Source organism: Phreatobacter sp. (genome assembly GCF_016793595.1).
Classification (GTDB): Bacteria; Pseudomonadota; Alphaproteobacteria; order Rhizobiales; family Phreatobacteraceae; genus Phreatobacter.
This window is the reverse complement of sequence record NZ_JAEULY010000020.1, coordinates 1-17,352: the sequence shown is the minus strand read 5'-3', so window position 1 is coordinate 17,352 and position 17,352 is coordinate 1. Positions and strand designations below refer to the sequence as shown.

Genomic DNA, 17,352 nt, shown 5'->3' with positions numbered 1-17,352 from the left:
CGGGGCGCCCTGGAGCCTTTGTACCAAACAAGCATTTGGTAGGAGGAGATACCATGATCAGTTTGGCAAAGGGGCTGGTGATCGCCGGAGGGCTCGCCGTCGCGCTGATGGCGGCGGAAAGCCGCGCGCAGGATGTGAAGATCGGGTTGCTCTATGACGCCACCGGTCCGGTGGCAGCCCAGAGCGTGCCTTATGCGCGGGGTATCCAGGCGGCGGTTCGGGCGATCAACTCGGCCGGTGGCATCGGCGGCAAGCAGATCACGCTGCTCGCCGAGGATTACGGCTATCAAATTCCGCGCGCTCTTGCGGCTTATCGGAAACTGAAGGCCGCGGGCGTCATCGCGATCCAGGGTTTCGGTAGCGGCGACACCGAGGCGCTGATGGATACCGTGGCGCGTGACCGGATGCCGTGGTTCTCGGCATCCTATTCGGCGCATCTCGCCGACCCGCAGCGGGCACCCTACAACTACTTTGCCGGCGCAGATTATTCGGCTCAGGCCCGGGCCGGCCTGAAGCATATCGCAGACAACTGGACCGACACGACGCGCCGGCCGCGGCTGGCCATCGTCTATATGGACAATGCTTTCGGCAAGAGCGTCCTGCCTGCCATTCAGAGCTATGCTGACGAACTGAAGATCGAGATCGTCGGCCGGGAGGTGGTCAATCCCGGTGCGATCGATGCTGTCGCACCGGTCTCCCGCCTGAAGGACCTGAAGCCGGACTTCATCTGGCTGCAGCAGATTGCCTCGACCGTCGCCGTCATCATTCGCGACAGCCACAAGGCAGGCTTTACGCCGAAATTCTATGGCGGCGTGTGGACCTATGATCCGAACCTCATCGATCTCGCGGGCCCCGGCATCGAAGGCATGGTCACCGTCCAGCTTGCGGCGCTGACGGCGCGCGGTCTGCCGGTGGCGACGGCAATGGCCGCGGCTGCCGACAATCCCGCGCAGCTCGACGACCCGAACTTCCTGCGCGGCTGGGCATCGATGATTGCTTTGGCCACCGCGATGAAGGCCGCAGATCGCGCCGGCAGCCTCACGGGACAGGCGATCAAGACGGCGCTCGATTCCGGAACGCCGATCGAGGTCGACGGACTGATGGAACCGCTGGTGTTCACGGCGCGCGACCACCGGTCCAGCGACGTCACCCTGCTGTATCGCATCGAGGCCAGGAAGCCGGTCCCGCTCGGCACGGTCAGGCTCGAGCGTCGTCCGTCCTGGCTCGGCCACTAAGGTCCTCGCCGCAGCCGTTCGACCGGCGGCCGGCAACGTGCCGGCCGCCCGCCAGCCCCCAGGTTTCAGGCCTACATCATGCAGTCGCTGAAAACGCGCATTGAGCGCGATAGCCCCAACTATGCCCGGAACCGAGCCGACCATGAGGCGCTGGCGCGGACCCTGCGTGAGCGCCAGTCATGGGTGGTCTCCGGCAACCGTCAGCGCGAGATCAGCCGGCACCTCGAGCGCAACAAGCTGCTGGCTCGCGACCGGATCGGTCAGGTCATTGATCCCTGCTCTCCCTTTCTCGAACTGTCGACGCTCGCCGGTTATGGCCAGTACGAGGGGCAGTCGCCAGGCGCCGGCATCGTCACGGGCATCGGCCAGATCCACGGCATCCCCGTGATGATCATCGCCAATGATGCGACGGTGAAGGGCGGAACCCTCTTTCCGGAATCCGTTCAGAAGCACGTGCGAGCCCAGCGCATCGCCGCAGAAAACCGGCTGCCGTGTCTGTACCTGGTCGATTCAGGCGGTGCGTTCCTGCCCACGCAGGACCGAACCTTTCCCGGCAAGGATCATTTCGGCAATTCGTTCTTCAACCAGTGCCGCCTGTCGATGGACGGTCTGCCGCAGATCGCGGTTGTGCTCGGCGGCTGCACGGCTGGCGGAGCCTATATTCCCGCCCTGTGCGACGAGGTCGTCATCGTCAGGGGTATCGGCCGGATCTTCCTCGGCGGCCCGCCCATCGTCAAAGCGGCGCTGAAGGAGATCGTCGATCCCGAGACCCTCGGCGGCGCGGAGCTGCACACCTACAAGTCCGGCGTTTCCGACATCCTCGTGGAGACCGAGGAGCAGGCCTATCAGGCCGTTCGTGGAATCTTCGGGAAGATGAACTGGCCGACCACGCAGACCTTCGACCGTCGCGAGAGCCGCGATCCCCTGTACGACGCGGACGAGATCACGGGAATCGTGCCGGTGGACTACAAGATCGGCTACGACGTGCGCGAGGTTATCGCGCGGCTGGTCGATGCCAGCGAGTTCCAGGAATTCAAGCCCTCGTATGGCACGACGATCGTCACGGGCTTCGCGCACATCCACGGCTACCCGATCGGCATCGTTGCCAATAACGGCATTCTGTTTTCGGAATCGGCGCTGAAGGCGACGCATTTCATTGAACTGTGCAACCAGCGCGGCACGCCGTTGCTGTTCCTGCAGAATACGACCGGCTACATGGTCGGCCAGCAGGCTGAGGAACGCGGCATCGCCAAGGACGGCGCCAAGATGGTGGCGGCGGTCGCCTGTGCCACGGTGCCGAAATACACGGTCTTCATCGGCGCCTCCTTCGGAGCCGGCAATTATGGAATGTGCGGGCGCGGATTCGAGCCGCGATTCCTGTTCACATGGCCGAACTCCAAAGTGGCCACGATGAGCTCCGAGACGGCCGAGACCGTGCTCGTCGATGTCCGCCGCAACGGCCTCAAGGGAGCCGCGGTCACGGACGAGGAAATCGACGAGCTCAAGGAACGGGTGCGCGACCAGTACGACACCCAGAGCGACCCCTACTACGCCACATCGCGCCTTTGGGACGATGGGATCATCGAGCCCGCACAGACGCGAGACGTCCTCGGGCTTTGTCTGGCGCTTGCGGACCGGGTGCCGCCCGCGCCTGCGCGCTTCCGCGTCTTCCGGATGTGAACGGCCATCATGTACGACAATCTGACCATCGAAACCGACACGCGGGGAGTAGCCCGCATCACGCTGAACAGGCCCCGGAACGGCAATGCGCTGAATGACGGGCTGATCGGCGAACTGAATGCCGCCTTCGTGCAGTGCGACCGCATGGCCGAGGTCCGGCTCGTGGTCTTGACCGGCGCCGGCAAGATGTTCTGCTCCGGCGGCGACCTTGCCTGGATGCTCGCCATCAATGAGGCCTCCCGAAGCGAGCGGGTCGCCAGCAGCCGGGCTTTGGCGGACATGCTTCAGGCGGCGAACGGCATGGGCAAGCCGGTCATTGCGCGCGTCAACGGCGCAGCGTTCGGTGGCGGCGTCGGCCTCGTGTCTATCGCGGATAGCGTCGTAGCGGCGGAGAGCGCCCGTTTCGCGCTGAGCGAAGTCCGGCTCGGGCTGGTGCCGGCCAATATCGCGCCGCATGTGGTGCGCCGTATCGGAGCCGCGAACGCGCGTCGCTATGCATTGTCCGGCCGGCAGTTCTCCAGCACCGAGGCGCATTCCTTGGGGCTCGTCCACGAAGTCGTTTCGGACGACGCGCTCGATGCTGGCGTCGAACGCGAGATCGCCGCCTTCCTGGAAGCCGCTCCGGAGGCAATCAGGATCACCAAGTCCCTGATCTCCTATGTCGACAGCCACGCCGACCACGACAACATTCCCTACACCGCCGATCGCCTGGCCGACGCGTGGGAAACCGAGTGCGGTCGCGAGGGAATCCGCACCTTCCTGAACAAGACGGTGCCGTCATGGCGCGCCTGATCCGCAAGGTCCTGATCGCCAACAGAGGCGAGATCGCCTGTCGCATCGCGGCCACCTGCCGGAAGCTCGGCATCGTCTCGGTCGCGGTCTATTCGGAGGCGGATCGCGACGCGCTGCATGTGCGCTCCTGCGACGAGGCGGTGCTGATCGGCCCGTCCGACGCGGCACAGAGCTACCTGCTGCCGGATCGGCTGGTGGCGGCCGCGCGCGAGACCGGCGCGGACGCCATCCATCCCGGCTATGGCTTCCTGGCCGAGAACCCCGGCCTAGCGCGACGCTGCGCGGAGGCAGGCATCGCCTTCATCGGCCCGTCGCCCGAAGCGATCGTGGCCATGGGCTCCAAGCTGCAGGCCCGCCGCATCGCATCCGAGCGCGGCATACCCACCGTTCCCGGCTATGACGGCGCGGATCAGAGCGACGACGTTCTCGCCGCCGCGGCGCGTAGGGTCGGCTTTCCACTGCTCATCAAGGCCAGCGCCGGCGGAGGCGGGAAGGGCATCCGCATCGTCGAGGATGCCGAGGGCTTCGCCACGGCGCTCGATCTCGTGCGCCGCGAGAGCGCCGCCGCCTTCGCCGATTCCTCGGTCCTGCTCGAACGCTTCATCCCGGCCGGCCGCCATATCGAGGTTCAGGTCCTGGGCGATGCGCACGGCAATCTCGTGCACCTGTTCGACCGGGAATGCTCGCTGCAACGCCGGCATCAGAAGGTCTTCGAGGAGGCACCTGCGCCGCTGCTGCCCGAGGCCCTGCGCCTCCAATTGCTCGAAAGCTCGGTGCGCCTCGCCAAAGCCATCGACTACAGCTCGCTCGGCACGGTGGAATTCCTCTACGACCCGCAATCGGGCGATTGCTACTTCCTTGAGATGAACACGCGCATCCAGGTCGAGCATCCCGTGACCGAGATGGTGACGGGTCTGGATCTGGTGGCGCTGCAGATCCTCGTCGCCGGTGGCGGAGCACTGCCGTTCACGCAGGCCGACGTCGCCGTTCACGGCCACGCCATCGAGGCGCGGCTCAATGCCGAGATGCCGGAGCACGGGTTCGTCCCGGCGCTCGGCCGGATCGAGCGCATCGTCGTCCCGGACGAGGTTGGGCCATCGTGCCGGTTCCGCTTCGACACGGGCATCGCCGCCGGCAGCACGGTGACGCCCTACTACGACTCCATGCTCGCCAAGCTGATCGTGTGGGCGCCCGACCGCGAGACCGCGTGGCAAGGGCTTGCGACGGCTTTGGAGGGGCTTGGAATCGACGGCATCGCCACCAACGCTGCCTATCTCGGCGCGGTTCTGCAGACGCCGGAATTCCGCGCGAGCACCGCGACTACCCGCTTCCTCGATGGCTTCAAGCCGTGGGAGATCGCGCCATCGCGCGAGGACATGCATCGCGGCCTGATGGCTGCGGCGGTCGCGGAGGTGCTTACACAGGAGGCGGTCCAGCGCGACCGGAGCCGGAACAGCCCGTGGGGCAGCCTCGGCGGCTGGCGGCTGCTCGAACAGGCGGGGAGCGCCGCGCGCCTCGTCGTGGATTTCGAGGATGATACGGGGGGCAGGCACCGGGTCGCGGTCTCCGGCCGAAAGGGTGCGTATCAGGTCGATTGCGACGGCGAGACCGTTGCGATCGAAGCCCGCCAGGACGGCGAGCGGTTCATGCTTCGCTCCGGCGACCGCGCCTTCACGGCAAGGGTCGAACGCAGCGGGGCGAAACGGTTCGTAGCCGTGGGGCCGCTCCGGCAGGCCTTCCGTTACGTGGACCCGGCGGAACGGATGAGCAGCGCCAGCGCGGGGGCCAAATCCGGCCTCGATATCGCCGCTCCGACGCCGGGCCTTGTCGTCGAGGTGCTGGTGGCGCCGGGCGATGCCGTCGAGGCTGGCCAGCCGGTCGTCGTGCTCGAGGCGATGAAGATGATCCACAACCTGACCGCGTCGGGACCGGGCGTGGTCGCCGAGGTGGCATGCCGCAAGGGCGACACCGTGGCAATGGGTCGTTCGCTCATCCGTTTTGCCGGCGAAGCATAGGGGTGGCCGTGAATATCCCTGTCATGCTGACCGATGTCACCTTACGGGACGGATTGCAGTCGCTCCCGACTGTCGTCCCGACGCAACGCAAGATCGAACTCGTCCAGGAGTTGATCGCGGCGGGATGTTCACGACTGGAAGTGGCGAGCTTCGTTCACCAGAAGCTGGTCCCGACCATGGCCGATGCAGACACGCTGTGCACCCAGCTGCCGCGCGGTCGCGGGGTCGCCTATGGCGGCGTCGTGCTGGATGTCCGCGGCATGCACCGGTTCATGGCCGCAGACCTCGACTGGGCCGGCGTGGTCGTCGCAGCGTCCGACACGTTTCTCGCGCGCAACCAGCGTTGCGACAAGGCGGGAGCGCTGGAGCGGATTGCCGGCATCGAGCAATTGCGTCGTGGCAGCCGCGTGCGCATCAGCGGCTATATCGGGTGTTGTTTCGTCTGCCCTTATGAGGGGGCGATCGACCCGGCGCGTGTCGGCGAGCTGTGCGACGCGCTGCTCCAGCTCGGCGTCGATGACATCTATCTCGCCGATACGATCGGGCGCGGCACGCCTCCCGCAACGCGAAGGCTGCTGGACGAAGTGCTTCGGCGTGTTCCGCTCGACAGGCTCGGCGTCCACTTCCACGACACCTACGGTCAGGCCATCGCCAATCTCGATGTTGCCCTGCTGGCGGGCGTCCGCCGCGTCGATGCGGCGGCGTCCGGGTTGGGCGGCTGCATGTTCGCCCCGGGCGCAAGCGGAAACGTCGCCAGCGAGGACGTGCTGACGCTGTTCGACGGCCACGGCCTTGCGACCGGCATCGATGCGCGCCGGGTGGCGCAGATCGGCCAGTCGCTGTGCCGGGAACTCGGGCTGCCCAATTTCAGCAATGCCAGCCGCGCGCTGCTTGCTGCCCAAGAAATCCTGAATACCGGGGGAAACCGTGAATAGTATCTACTTCAGCGAAGAACACCGCGCGCTCCGCGAACAGATCGCCCGCTTCATCGACAACGAGGTCCGGCCCGCCGGACGGGCCTGGGAAGATCAGGGCTTCGTGCCGCGCGATGTGCTGCGGGCGATGGGCCAGCTCGGCTTCCTCGGCATTCGCTATCCGGCCGAATATGGTGGCGCCGAGCTGAGCCAGCTGGCGACCGTCGTCCTTGCGGAAGAGGCGGGGAAATCGGGCTTCGGCGGCTTCAGCGCAACCGTCCTCGTCCATACCGATATGGCGTCGCCCCATCTCGCGCATGTTGGCACGCCAGACCAGCTGGCCAAGTATATGCCGGCGGTGATCGCTGGCGAGAAGATCACGGCGATTGCCGTGACCGAGGCGGATGCCGGCTCGGACGTCGCGGCGCTGCGCACGACCGCACGACGCACGGACAAGGGTTGGGTGCTGAACGGCAGCAAGATGTTCATCACGAACGGCGTCCATGCCGACGTCTTCTTCGTGGCCGCGCGGACCGACCCGGCGGCCAAGGGATCGCGCGGCCTGTCGATGTTCATCGTCGAGAAGGGCACGCCAGGATTTCACGTCGCCCGGCCGCTGGAGAAGTTCGGCTGGCGTTCCTCCGACACGGCGGAGCTGGTGTTCGACGATTGCGAAATTCCCGCTGACGCGCTGCTCGGGGAGACCAATCACGGCTTCTACTCCGTGATGAAGAACTTCCAGAACGAGCGACTGGTCATCGGCGCGATGGCGATCGGCGAATGCTCGCGCGCGCTGGAGATCACGCGACGCTACGCCCGGGAGCGCAAGGCGTTCGGGGGCGTGCTCTGGGACAAGCAGGCGATACGGCAACGGCTGTCGGCGCTGGACGCCCGCGTCGAGGCGCTGCGCCAGCTCGTCTATCACACGGCCTGGCTGATGGAGCGAGGCATCGATTGCGTGAAGGAGGTCTCGATGGTGAAGGCCTTCGGCGGCGAGCTCGTCAACGAGGTCATGTACGCCTGCCAGCAGTTCCACGGCGGCTTCGGCTACATCCGCGACAGCGAGATCGAGCGGATGGTGCGCGATGCGCGGATCCTGTCGATCGGCGGCGGCGCCACCGAGGTTATGCTCGAAGAAATCGCCAAGCGCTACGAGTGACATTCGATGACCGAGAACCCAACTCAATTCGGTCCGTCGATGGATGACCTCGCGGTTGCTCCGCTCGCCTACGCCGCCAACCTGTTCGCGGGAAAGGTGGTGCTGGTCTCCGGGGCGGGAAGCGGCATCGGGCTGGCGATCGCCACGCTCTTCGCCCGGACTGGTGCGTCGCTGGTGATCTGCGGCCGCAAGGCCGACAAGCTGGATATCGCGCGCACCTTTCTCGAAGGCCTCGGTGCGAAGGTTGCGGCGGTACCGATGTCCATTCGCGATCCCGACGCCGTCGAGCATCTGATCGACGTGGCGGCTGGATGGGGCGGTCTCGACATCCTCGTCAACAATGCCGGCGGCCAGTTCCCGAAAGATGCGCTGGAAATCCCGATCAAGGGCTGGAACGCGGTCGTCGACACCAACCTCAACGGCACCTGGTACATGATGCAGACGGCCGCGCGCCGATGGGTCAAGGACGGACGTGGCGGAACCATCGTCAACATCGTCGCCGACATCTGGCGCGGCATGCCGCAGGTCGCGCATACCTGCGCCGCGCGGGCCGGGGTGATCTACCTGTCGAAGTCCGTTGCGGTCGAATGGGCTCCGCACGGCATCCGGGTCAATTGTGTCGCGCCGGGCATGGTCGAAACCACCGGGTTCGGGGTCTACCCGCCGGAGGCATCCGCGCGTTTCGCGGAGTCTAACCCGATGCGGCGTTGCGGTTCGCCGTGGGACATTGCCGGGGCAGCGGCATATCTCGCTGGCCCCACCGGGGCGTTCGTCACCGGCGAGGTCATTACCGTCGATGGCGGCCAGCAGATGTGGGGCGACGTCTGGCCCTACGGCGAACCCGCCTACTTCCGGAAAGAGGGAGCCGCGACGTGACAGCTCCTCTCCTTGAAGTCGACAGCCTCGCACTCTCGTTCGGCGGCATCGATGCGCTCACCGATGTATCGCTTTCGGTGCCTCCGGGCGCGCTCGTTTCGATCATCGGCCCCAACGGCGCTGGCAAGACCAGCCTGCTGAACTGCATCAGCGGCCGCTATCGCTCCAAGCGGGGGCGCATCCGCTTCGCGGGCAATGACCTGACGCGCCTGTCGCCGTCGGCGCGCGCCGCGTTTGGCATTTCGAGGACGTTCCAGAACCTCGCGCTGTTCAGCCACCTCAGCGTCATCGACAACATCCTGATCGGCCGACACCGGCGTTTTAGTCCCAATGTGCTGCTCGACGGCGTGTTCTGGGGACCAAGCCGGCGGCGCGAGGTGGAGGCGCGCGAGGAAGTCGAGACGATCATCGACCTGCTCGAACTTCAGCCGCTTCGGCATCAGATCGCCGGCACGCTGGCCTACGGGCAGCAGAAGAAGATCGAGCTGGCGCGGGCGCTGGCGATGCAGCCGCAACTGCTGCTGCTCGACGAGCCGATGGCCGGCATGACCCTGACCGAGAAGGAGGATATGGCGAAGTACATCGTCTACCTCAATCGCACGGCCGGAATGACGATCGTGATGATCGAGCACGACATGCGCGTCGTCATGGATCTGTCTGAGGACATTACGGTTCTCAGCTTCGGCAAAGTCATCGCGCGTGGCACGCCCGACAAGGTCATGGCCGATCCGCAGGTGCAGCGGTCCTATCTCGGCGACCCCCAAATGTTCGACTCCATTGCCGAGGGGCGCGCGTGATGACCTTTCCTCAGCAACTCCTTGCCAATGCGCGACAGCTTCCTGCCTCGATGGTGGCCCTGCGCCAGAAGCGCTACGGCATCTGGCAGGAAATCGGCTGGCGCGAATATGCCGACCGGGCGATCGCGACGGCGCGCGCCCTGCTCGCCAGCGGGGCGAAGAGCGGCGACCGCGTTGCCATTATCGCGGCCAACCGCGTCGAGTGGCTCTATGCCGAACTCGGCGCTCAGGCGATCGGCGCCTACGCCGTCGGCATCTATCTGGAATCGACTTCCGAGGAGATCCTGCACGTCGTCAGCCAGTGCGACGCCTCCTTCGTCTTCGCGGAGGATCAGGAGCAGGTCGACAAGCTGCTCGCGCTCGGCGATGCGATTCCGAACGTCCGGAAGATCGTCTATTTCGAGCCGAAGGGACTCGACGACTATCGCGATCCGCGCGTCGTCAGGATGGAGACGTTCTGGGCCGCACTTGGCGACACGCCTCCATCCGTCGCGGCTGTCGAACAGTTGATCGCCGATGGGTCGGAAGACGCCATCGCGGTCCTCGCCGTGACGTCCGGCACGACCGGCGGACCGAAGCTCGCCTGCATCACCTATTCGGCGATGGGCAAGATGGCCGAAGGCATGAACCGGGTCGATGCCAAGCATGTCGGCGACAACTACCTCTCGGCCCTGCCTATGCCTTGGATGGGCGAGCAGATGTCCGTCGTCGGCTGTCACCTTGCGGCACATTTCACCGTCAACTTCCCGGAGAATCTCGAAACGGTCGCGCAGGACATCTACGAGATCGCGCCGAATTTCATCGTCGGCCCGCCGCGGTACTGGCAAAATCTCGCTTCCCAGATCTATTCGGGCATCGAGGACACGACGCCCTTCAAGCGACTGATGTACAGGCTGCTTCTGCCACTCGGCACGCGCTACGTCGCGGCTGCCGAAGCGCAGAGGACCAGCCAGAAACCGATCCCGCTATGGGTGAGGGCAGGGCGTCAGCTCGCCGAGACGCTACTTTTCAGCCATCTCAAGGACGGCCTGGGCCTTGCGCGGATGCGCATTCCGATGACTGGCGGCGGAAGCTTGGCGCCGGATACGATCCGGCTGTTTCACGCACTCGGCATCCCGCTGAAGCAGGTCTATGGCCAGACCGAATTGTGTGGCATTTCGGTCATGCACCAGGGCGCGGACATCGCCTTCGACAGCGTTGGCCGACCTCTGCCGGAAACGGAGATCAGGATCGCCGAGAACGGCGAAATCCTGACTCAGAGCCCCGCGGTTTTCTCCGGCTACTGGAACAATCCGGCGGAAACCGAGAAGACGCTGGTGGATGGCTGGCTGCATTCGGGAGATGCGGGGTATATCGACCGCGCTTCGGGGCATCTCGTGGTCATCGATCGGCTGCGCAACCTTTGCCACCTCGACAACGGCACTAGTTTTTCGCCGCAGTTTCTCGAGGATAAGCTGAAGTTCGTTCCGGCGATCCAGGAGGCTGTCGTCTTCGGCGACGGAAAGCCGTTCCTGGTCGCGCTGATCAACATCGACGGCAAGATCGTCAGCAACTGGGCCGAAAGCAAGCGCATCACCTTCACGACCTATCGCGATCTCGCCGCGCATCCGCAGGTGCGTGACATGATCGCGGCGCACGTCCGGCAGATCAATGCTGGCCTGCCACCGGAATACCACCTGAAGAAGTTCGTGCTGCTCCCAAAGGAGCTCGACGCCGACGACGGCGAACTGACCCGCACCAACAAGGTGCGTCGGTCGGTCATCGAGAAGAAGTACGGCGACGTGGTCGACGATCTCTACCGCAAGGGCGCGATCGCGGCGAACCTGTCGATTGATGTCGCCCTCCGGTCGGGCAAAACCCAGCGCCTCGACGTCGAAATTGCCATCAAGGAGCTCGCATGAGCTGGTCTTCGCTGCTCTCGCTCATCGTCAACGGCGTCGTCGTCGGGTCCGTCTACTCGATGGTCGCCCTCGGATTCGTCGTCATCTACAAGACGACCCGCGTCATCAACTTCGCCCAGGGCGAGCTTCTGCTCGTCGGGGCCTATGTGTGCTTTGCACTGACGGTCAACTACCAATTGCCGTTCTGGGTGTCCTTCCTCATGACGGGCATCTTTTGCGGCATTCTCGGCTACATCATCGAAAGGGTGGTGCTACGCCGGGTCGTCGGTGATCCGATCGTCTCGGTCATCATGATCACGCTCGGTCTTTCGATCGTGCTCAGGGCGATTGTCGGGGCCGTTTTCGGCGTCAACTCGCAGATCATACCATCGCCCATCCCGGACGGCGCCGTCATGATCGGCGGGGTTCCGGTATCATACCAGTATCTGTTCAGCATGGCGTTCTCGCTGGTGGCCATGGTCGCCTTCGGCGCCTTTTTCCGCTGGACGCGTCTGGGCCTGGCGATGCGCGCGACGGCAACCGACCAGCAGGCGGCCATGGCCATGGGCATCGACGTCGGTCGGATATTCGCGGTGTCGTGGGCCATCGCCTGCGTGGTTTCGGCCGTCGGCGGTGTGCTTCTCGCGACCATCAGCGGCGTCAATCTCGGCGTCTCGCATTTTGGGCTCAAGGTCTTCCCGGCGGTGATCCTCGGCGGTCTCGACTCGGTCGTCGGCGCGGCTATCGGCGGCATCCTGATCGGCGTGATCGAGAATGTCGCGGACGGCGTGTTCAAGAGCATCCTGGACATCGACGGCTTCCGCGATGTCGCCGCCTTCGCCCTGCTTGTCGTGGTGCTGATGGTCCGCCCCTACGGACTGTTCGGCCAGCGCGCTATCGAAAGGATCTGAGCTGTGAGCAGCGGTGAATTCATCGTCCGGCACGAGCAGGCGCTGCGCCTGTTCCCGACGAAATGGGGGCGGGTACGGATCGCAGCCGCGGTCGCCCTCGTGCTTGCCCTCCCGATCTTCGCGAACAGCTATCAGCTGGGGCTGGCGAACCTCATCTTCATCAACATCATCGCGGTGCTCGGCCTCAATGTCATCACCGGCTTTACCGGCCAGATTTCGATCGGCCACGGCGCATTCCTTGGCGTCGGCGCCTATGCGTCGGCCTATCTGGTCAGCGTCGTAGGCGTGCCGTTTCTCGTCGCGGTGCCGGCCGCGGGGCTGGTCGCCGCCGTGGTCGGGAGCTTCTTCGGCATCCCGTCGGTCCGCCTCAAGGGGCTGTACCTCGCCATCGCTACCCTAGCGGCGCAGTTCATCCTGGAATTCGTGTTCAAGGGCTGGACCAGCGTCACGGGCGGCACGTCGGGCATGTCGGCGGGCGCGCCGCAGATCTTCGGCTACGAGATCCACGGTGATCTGCCATTCTACTGGATTCTTCTGGCAGCGGCGGTCCTGTCGCTGCTGTTCGTGCGGAACCTGACGCGGACCGCAACCGGGCGCGCGCTCATGGCGGTGCGTGATCACGACCTCGCGGCCGAGATCATGGGCATCAACCTGTTCCGGACCAAGGTCCTCGCCTTCGCCATCGGCTCGTTCCTCGCCGGTATCGCTGGAGCGCTGTGGGGCCATTACGTCGGCTATGTCACGCCCGAGCAGTTCGGGCTGGGGCTGTCGATCAGCCTGCTCGTCATGGTCATCGTCGGTGGGCTGGGAAGCGTGCTCGGCTCGGTGCTCGGGGCGATTTTCGTAACGCTGCTCCCCGAGGCGCTGACGACCGGCGCCACGATGCTGGTGTCGGATGCCTCGCGGCTGACCGACATGCTCGCATTCCTCAGGGAAGGCCTGTTCGGTGCCTTGATCATCGTGACCCTGATCGTCGAGCCCGCCGGGCTCGCGGCACGGTGGGAGCGGATCAAGATGTACTGGTCCCTCTACCCCTTCGCGCGGTGATGAATTCATGCTGACCGTCGAGAACATTGAAGTCGTCTTCAATTCCTACGTCCTCGTGCTCAAGGGCCTGTCGCTTCAGGTCCGGAGCGGCGCGATCACCGCGCTGCTCGGCACCAACGGCGCGGGCAAGACGACGACGCTGAAGGCGATATCCGGCCTCCTGGGCACCGAGGACGGCGAGGTGACGCGCGGGCGCATCACCTACGGAGGCGAGGACATCACCCATATGGCGGCCGACCGCAGGGTAGCCGCCGGCCTCATGCAGGTGATGGAGGGGCGGCGCATCTTCCAGGACCTGACCGTCGAGGAGAATCTGCGCGTCGGTGGCTATCTGGAACGCGACGGGCGCAAGATCGCCGCGCGCCGGGAACTGGCCTACGACTACTTTCCGCGCCTGCGCGAGCGGCGAAACCAGATCGCGGGCTTTCTGTCGGGCGGCGAGCAGCAGATGCTGGCCATCGGCCGCGCGCTGATGTCCGGCCCTCAGGTCGTCATGCTCGACGAACCATCGATGGGCCTTTCGCCCGTGCTGGTTCAGGAGGTCTGCGACATCGTCCTGCGTCTCAATCGCGAGCAGGGGCTGACCATCCTGCTGGTCGAGCAGAACGCCCGCTTCGCGCTCGCCGTCGCGGACTACGGCTACGTCCTCGAGGACGGCAAGGTGGTGCTGGAGGGCGCCGCCCGGGATCTGCGGCACGACCAGAACGTCCAGGAATTCTACCTCGGCGCGGGCGCCAATGACCGGGGTCGCTTCAGCAGCGTGAAGTGGTACCGGCGCAAAAAGCGGTGGGTCTAGGATCATGAAGCGGGGAGAGGGAGTGTTCGAGCGCATTGCGCGCCTCGCTTCGGACCTGCCGGACGGTTCGGAGATCACGCAGCGAATGGGCCGCGCGGGACTTGCCCACGACGGGCTGACCCCGTCGAATTTCGCAGCGGTGCCGACCTTGTCGAAGGGAAAACTCGCCGCCGTGCAGGAGGTGGCGGACGGCTTCGGCCCGGTCTTGCCGTTCGGTGGGCTCGCGGAGGTCTCGCGGATCTTCCGTTCGCCCGGCGGAACCTACGATTTCGCCGGAGCTGGGCCGGACTACTGGGGCTTTGCCGCCTATGTGAAAGCAGCCGGCATCGGCCCTGACGACATCGCCATTGTCGCGCTCGCCTATCAGGGGACGCCGGGCGCCTTCATGTTCGATGAGGGGCTGCAATCGGTCGGCGCGACGGTGATCCCAACGGGAACCATGGGGAGCGAGGCGGTCCTGTCGCTCATCCAGGACCTGCGCCCAACGGTTTTCGTCGGCACGCCCAGCCATCTCATCGGGCTCATCCGGCGTCATGAGGAGACAGGCGCGAACTGGCAGGGGACGATGCGGCTGCGCGCCGCCCTACTGGCGGGCGAGCGCCTCACGGACGATGTTCGCGTTTTCCTGGCGGAGCGCGGCGTCGCCTCGTGGCAGGCCTATGGCACGGCGGAAGCCGGCCTTATCGGTTACGAGTGCGACGTCCATTCCGGCCTTCATGTCCGCAGCGACATTCTGGTCGAGATCTGCGATCCGGCGACCGGCCAGCCGCGTCCCGACGGCGAGGCGGGCGAGGTCGTCGTGACCATTCCCCGCAAGGTCTATCCGATGCTGCGGCTGGGAACCGGGGACGTTTCGGCCTTCGCTGGCGGCGAGTGCCCCTGCGGGCGCGTGGAGAAGCGGCTTGTCGGCATCCTCGGCCGCACCGATGAACTGACGAAGGTCAGGGGCATGTTCATCCACCCGCGCGACATCGCGGTGCTTGCGGCGGAGGTTCGGCAGGCGAAGCGGCTCTGGGTCGAGGTGCATCGGGACGCGGATGGCGACGACGTTCGCATCGTCGTCGAACCGATGATCGACCCGCACGAGAGTGGACTCTTCGAATCTGTCGAGCAGTTGTTCAGGCAGCGATGCGGCTTGCGTGGGCGCGTGGTGGTGGTGCCGCAGGGGACAGGCAAGGACGGCGCGCTCGTCCGCGACATGCGCTCGAAGTAGTTCGCCGGCCCTCGAAGCATCGGATGCCCGCGTGTCTTCGGAACAGCACCAGAACCGCAATCTGAGCGCCGATTGACATCGCGGCAACGTCGAACCAATGAAGCGGACGCAAGATCAGCAATGTACAACCGCACCGGGGCCGGGACATTGGAAGCAGATTCTCCTCGCGACATGAGACAACGAATTCTGGACGCGGCTGCCCGGCTCTTCGCGCAAAACGGCATTGCATCGACGTCAATGCGGGAGATCGCCAAGGAATGCGATATTCTCGCGGGGAGCGTATATTACCACTTCAAGTCCAAAGACGAGATTATTACAGAAATTCTAAATCTTGGCATCGAGCGCGTTACAGATTCTGTGGTAACGGCTCTTGCGCAGATCGAGGGGAATGCGAGCTTCCGTAACTGCCTGCATGCGGCGGTACGGGCTCACCTCCAGGCGTTTCACGTCTACGGCGACTACACGGCAACGCACCTTCGCAATTTCAAGCAGGCCCCGCCGGATGTTCAGCTTGCCTGTAAAAAGGCCCGTGACGACTACGAAAACATCTGGATCGGCATTCTGGAGCGGGGGCGAAAGGACCGCGCCCTTCTGCCGGACATCGATCTGGGATTACAGCGTCTCCTGCTGATCGGCTCGATGAACTGGACTCTCGAGTGGTTTCACCCGCAGGGCAAATATACCCTCGACGAACTGGCTGATTCCGTGGTGCGCATGTTCATGGACGGCTGCGCGGTGCGAGCCGAGGCAGACTGAGCCCGGTTGATGTTGCCTCTCTGAGGTAATCCAGCTTGAAGTTCGTTCTGGCCCATCGAGAGGACCAGAACATCAGGCGCAGCCGCCACTCCGTCTCGCTTAGATCGTCTTGCGCCATCAAGCCAGTCGAATTGATCCGAGATCGTCAGGCAGGTGGGAACAGTCGCTGCGCGACGCCGAGTTAGAAATCGGTTGGCCGATGGCGGACGGATCAAGGTAGAGAGCAAGCATGTGCTCCATGTCGAGCCGAAGCTCTACGAGGTGCAGCATCTCCTCAACGCCGCGACCCTGCTCAACAGGCGAACGAGGGAACTGGCCGATCGCGACTGATCGATCGCTGCCACCGACGAATGCCTGATCAAGATCACCCCGCCGAGGCCTGTCGCCTCGCGGGGTCGTGGTGGTACCGGCGATGGGTCGGCGACTTCATCAGGAAGGGCCACCACCATGACCACCAACGCTACCTCCACCATCAAGCTGGCCGACACCCAACTCGTTGCCCTCTCGTCGGCGAGCCAGCGCTTCGATCGCTGCATCGTCACGGTCGAGCTGGAAAAGGGGCCCAAGGACCAGGAGAGCCGCTACCGGATCACGGCCATGTCGATCGTTGCCAAGGCAGCGTGATCGCGATGGCTACGGCAAAACTCGATCGGTGGAGTTCCTGCCGCCGACAACCTCAAGCGTCGCTGTCCCATCATGCTCGCGTCGAAACGGCCATGCCGTAATCCGCAGCCGAACACCCTCCAAGCCGGGGCCGGTCCGCTCTTTCAGAGGGATGACGATCCGGGGCGTTTGACCTGCGACGGTCTTAAGGTCCACGTCGCGAACACCGGACTTTGTCTTGTCTGGCAATGGCATGACGGCCGGCCAAGCAGGCCAGCCCAATGGTTCCTTCATGGTCGCGGCGGCACGCCGCCAGAGGTCCGGAATGTCGTCAGCCAAGCCGCGAGACGCCTTTTGCCGTTTCAGCCGTAACGACTAGGCTCAGGCGGCAGTTGTTCGGCAAGGGTGAGATGCTGGCAAATGTGACCTGTCCCCAATCTCCCCTAGGGTCCGGACTCAATTGAGCCAGTATGCGGTTGTTGCGGCGATGAGGACGGTCGAGAGGTAGTTCCGGGCGAGCTTGTCGTAGCGGGTTGTGACGCGCCGGAAGTCCTTGAGCCTGCACCACATGCGTTCGACGCGGTTGCGCTCCTTGTAGGCGCGGGTGTCGTAGGGAATGGGTGCTTTGCGGGAGGCGGTGGAGGGGATGACGGCCTCGGCGCCGCGCTCGGCAAGGCG

Annotated in this window: 16 protein-coding genes; 15 read left to right on the top strand and 1 reads right to left on the bottom strand. The window is 64.9% G+C overall.

Annotated features, from left to right (window positions below; translation table 11 throughout):
* The first annotated feature begins 53 nt into the window (after positions 1-53).
* The 15 genes from JNK84_RS19565 (at position 54) to JNK84_RS19495 (ending at position 16,695) form a co-directional block, all read left to right on the top strand.
* Positions 54-1,235: an ABC transporter substrate-binding protein gene (locus JNK84_RS19565; protein WP_293427038.1), complete on the top strand. Its 1,182-nt coding sequence runs from the start codon at positions 54-56 to the stop codon at positions 1,233-1,235.
* Between the two features lie 78 nt (positions 1,236-1,313).
* A complete protein-coding gene (locus tag JNK84_RS19560) occupies positions 1,314-2,915 on the top strand; it encodes a carboxyl transferase domain-containing protein (RefSeq protein ID WP_293427035.1) in 1,602 nt (533 codons plus the stop codon).
* A gap of 9 nt (positions 2,916-2,924) precedes the next feature.
* Complete coding sequence (locus tag JNK84_RS19555; RefSeq protein WP_293427032.1) at positions 2,925-3,707, top strand: enoyl-CoA hydratase-related protein; 783 nt, start codon at positions 2,925-2,927, stop codon at positions 3,705-3,707.
* Positions 3,695-5,722: an ATP-binding protein gene (locus JNK84_RS19550; RefSeq protein ID WP_293427029.1), complete on the top strand. Its 2,028-nt coding sequence runs from the start codon at positions 3,695-3,697 to the stop codon at positions 5,720-5,722. The genes JNK84_RS19555 and JNK84_RS19550 overlap by 13 nt, the downstream gene beginning before the upstream one ends.
* A 23-nt stretch (positions 5,723-5,745) precedes the next feature.
* Complete coding sequence (locus tag JNK84_RS19545; RefSeq protein ID WP_293427026.1) at positions 5,746-6,657, top strand: hydroxymethylglutaryl-CoA lyase; 912 nt, start codon at positions 5,746-5,748, stop codon at positions 6,655-6,657.
* Positions 6,650-7,795, top strand: coding sequence for an acyl-CoA dehydrogenase family protein (locus JNK84_RS19540; RefSeq protein ID WP_293427023.1), 1,146 nt, complete (start codon positions 6,650-6,652; stop codon positions 7,793-7,795). Before JNK84_RS19545 ends, JNK84_RS19540 begins: the two co-directional genes overlap by 8 nt.
* A 39-nt stretch (positions 7,796-7,834) precedes the next feature.
* The gene (locus JNK84_RS19535; protein WP_293427020.1) at positions 7,835-8,671 is read left to right on the top strand and encodes an SDR family oxidoreductase; all 837 of its coding nucleotides are present in this window, start codon (positions 7,835-7,837) and stop codon (positions 8,669-8,671) included.
* Positions 8,668-9,468 (top strand): ABC transporter ATP-binding protein, encoded by an 801-nt coding sequence (locus tag JNK84_RS19530; protein ID WP_293427017.1) that lies wholly within the window; start codon positions 8,668-8,670, stop codon positions 9,466-9,468. The genes JNK84_RS19535 and JNK84_RS19530 overlap by 4 nt, the downstream gene beginning before the upstream one ends.
* On the top strand, positions 9,468-11,369 hold the full coding sequence (locus tag JNK84_RS19525; protein ID WP_293427385.1) for an AMP-binding protein: 1,902 nt from the start codon (positions 9,468-9,470) through the stop codon (positions 11,367-11,369). The genes JNK84_RS19530 and JNK84_RS19525 overlap by 1 nt, the downstream gene beginning before the upstream one ends.
* Entirely contained in the window at positions 11,366-12,259 is an 894-nt protein-coding gene (locus JNK84_RS19520; protein ID WP_293427014.1) for a branched-chain amino acid ABC transporter permease, read from the top strand. Before JNK84_RS19525 ends, JNK84_RS19520 begins: the two co-directional genes overlap by 4 nt.
* A gap of 3 nt (positions 12,260-12,262) precedes the next feature.
* On the top strand, positions 12,263-13,306 hold the full coding sequence (locus tag JNK84_RS19515) for a branched-chain amino acid ABC transporter permease (RefSeq protein ID WP_293427011.1): 1,044 nt from the start codon (positions 12,263-12,265) through the stop codon (positions 13,304-13,306).
* A 7-nt stretch (positions 13,307-13,313) separates the two neighbouring features.
* Positions 13,314-14,102, top strand: a complete 789-nt coding sequence (locus JNK84_RS19510) for an ABC transporter ATP-binding protein (protein WP_293427008.1) — start codon at positions 13,314-13,316, stop codon at positions 14,100-14,102.
* A 22-nt stretch (positions 14,103-14,124) separates the two neighbouring features.
* On the top strand, positions 14,125-15,315 hold the full coding sequence (locus tag JNK84_RS19505) for a phenylacetate--CoA ligase family protein (protein ID WP_293427005.1): 1,191 nt from the start codon (positions 14,125-14,127) through the stop codon (positions 15,313-15,315).
* A 120-nt stretch (positions 15,316-15,435) separates the two neighbouring features.
* Positions 15,436-16,071, top strand: a complete 636-nt coding sequence (locus JNK84_RS19500) for a TetR/AcrR family transcriptional regulator (protein ID WP_293427002.1) — start codon at positions 15,436-15,438, stop codon at positions 16,069-16,071.
* 447 nt (positions 16,072-16,518) lie between these two features.
* Complete coding sequence (locus tag JNK84_RS19495; RefSeq protein WP_293426999.1) at positions 16,519-16,695, top strand: hypothetical protein; 177 nt, start codon at positions 16,519-16,521, stop codon at positions 16,693-16,695.
* Between the two features lie 435 nt (positions 16,696-17,130).
* Here the strand turns inward: JNK84_RS19495 and JNK84_RS19490 are convergent.
* On the bottom strand, positions 17,131-17,352 hold a 222-nt coding region (locus JNK84_RS19490), incomplete at its 5' end, for a transposase (RefSeq protein ID WP_293426996.1).

What these genes read in the sequence shown, in the direction of transcription:
- JNK84_RS19510 (WP_293427008.1), top strand. Translation starts at nt 13,314, where the DNA reads ATGCTGACCGTCGAGAACATTGAAGTCGTCTTCAATTCCTACGTCCTC.
- JNK84_RS19535 (WP_293427020.1), top strand. Translation starts at nt 7,835, where the DNA reads ATGGATGACCTCGCGGTTGCTCCGCTCGCCTACGCCGCCAACCTGTTC.
- JNK84_RS19555 (WP_293427032.1), top strand. Translation starts at nt 2,925, where the DNA reads ATGTACGACAATCTGACCATCGAAACCGACACGCGGGGAGTAGCCCGC.
- JNK84_RS19500 (WP_293427002.1), top strand. Translation starts at nt 15,436, where the DNA reads ATGTACAACCGCACCGGGGCCGGGACATTGGAAGCAGATTCTCCTCGC.
- JNK84_RS19520 (WP_293427014.1), top strand. Translation starts at nt 11,366, where the DNA reads ATGAGCTGGTCTTCGCTGCTCTCGCTCATCGTCAACGGCGTCGTCGTC.
- JNK84_RS19565 (WP_293427038.1), top strand. Translation starts at nt 54, where the DNA reads ATGATCAGTTTGGCAAAGGGGCTGGTGATCGCCGGAGGGCTCGCCGTC.
- JNK84_RS19550 (WP_293427029.1), top strand. Translation starts at nt 3,695, where the DNA reads ATGGCGCGCCTGATCCGCAAGGTCCTGATCGCCAACAGAGGCGAGATC.
- JNK84_RS19525 (WP_293427385.1), top strand. Translation starts at nt 9,468, where the DNA reads ATGACCTTTCCTCAGCAACTCCTTGCCAATGCGCGACAGCTTCCTGCC.
- JNK84_RS19560 (WP_293427035.1), top strand. Translation starts at nt 1,314, where the DNA reads ATGCAGTCGCTGAAAACGCGCATTGAGCGCGATAGCCCCAACTATGCC.
- JNK84_RS19495 (WP_293426999.1), top strand. Translation starts at nt 16,519, where the DNA reads ATGACCACCAACGCTACCTCCACCATCAAGCTGGCCGACACCCAACTC.
- JNK84_RS19545 (WP_293427026.1), top strand. Translation starts at nt 5,746, where the DNA reads ATGCTGACCGATGTCACCTTACGGGACGGATTGCAGTCGCTCCCGACT.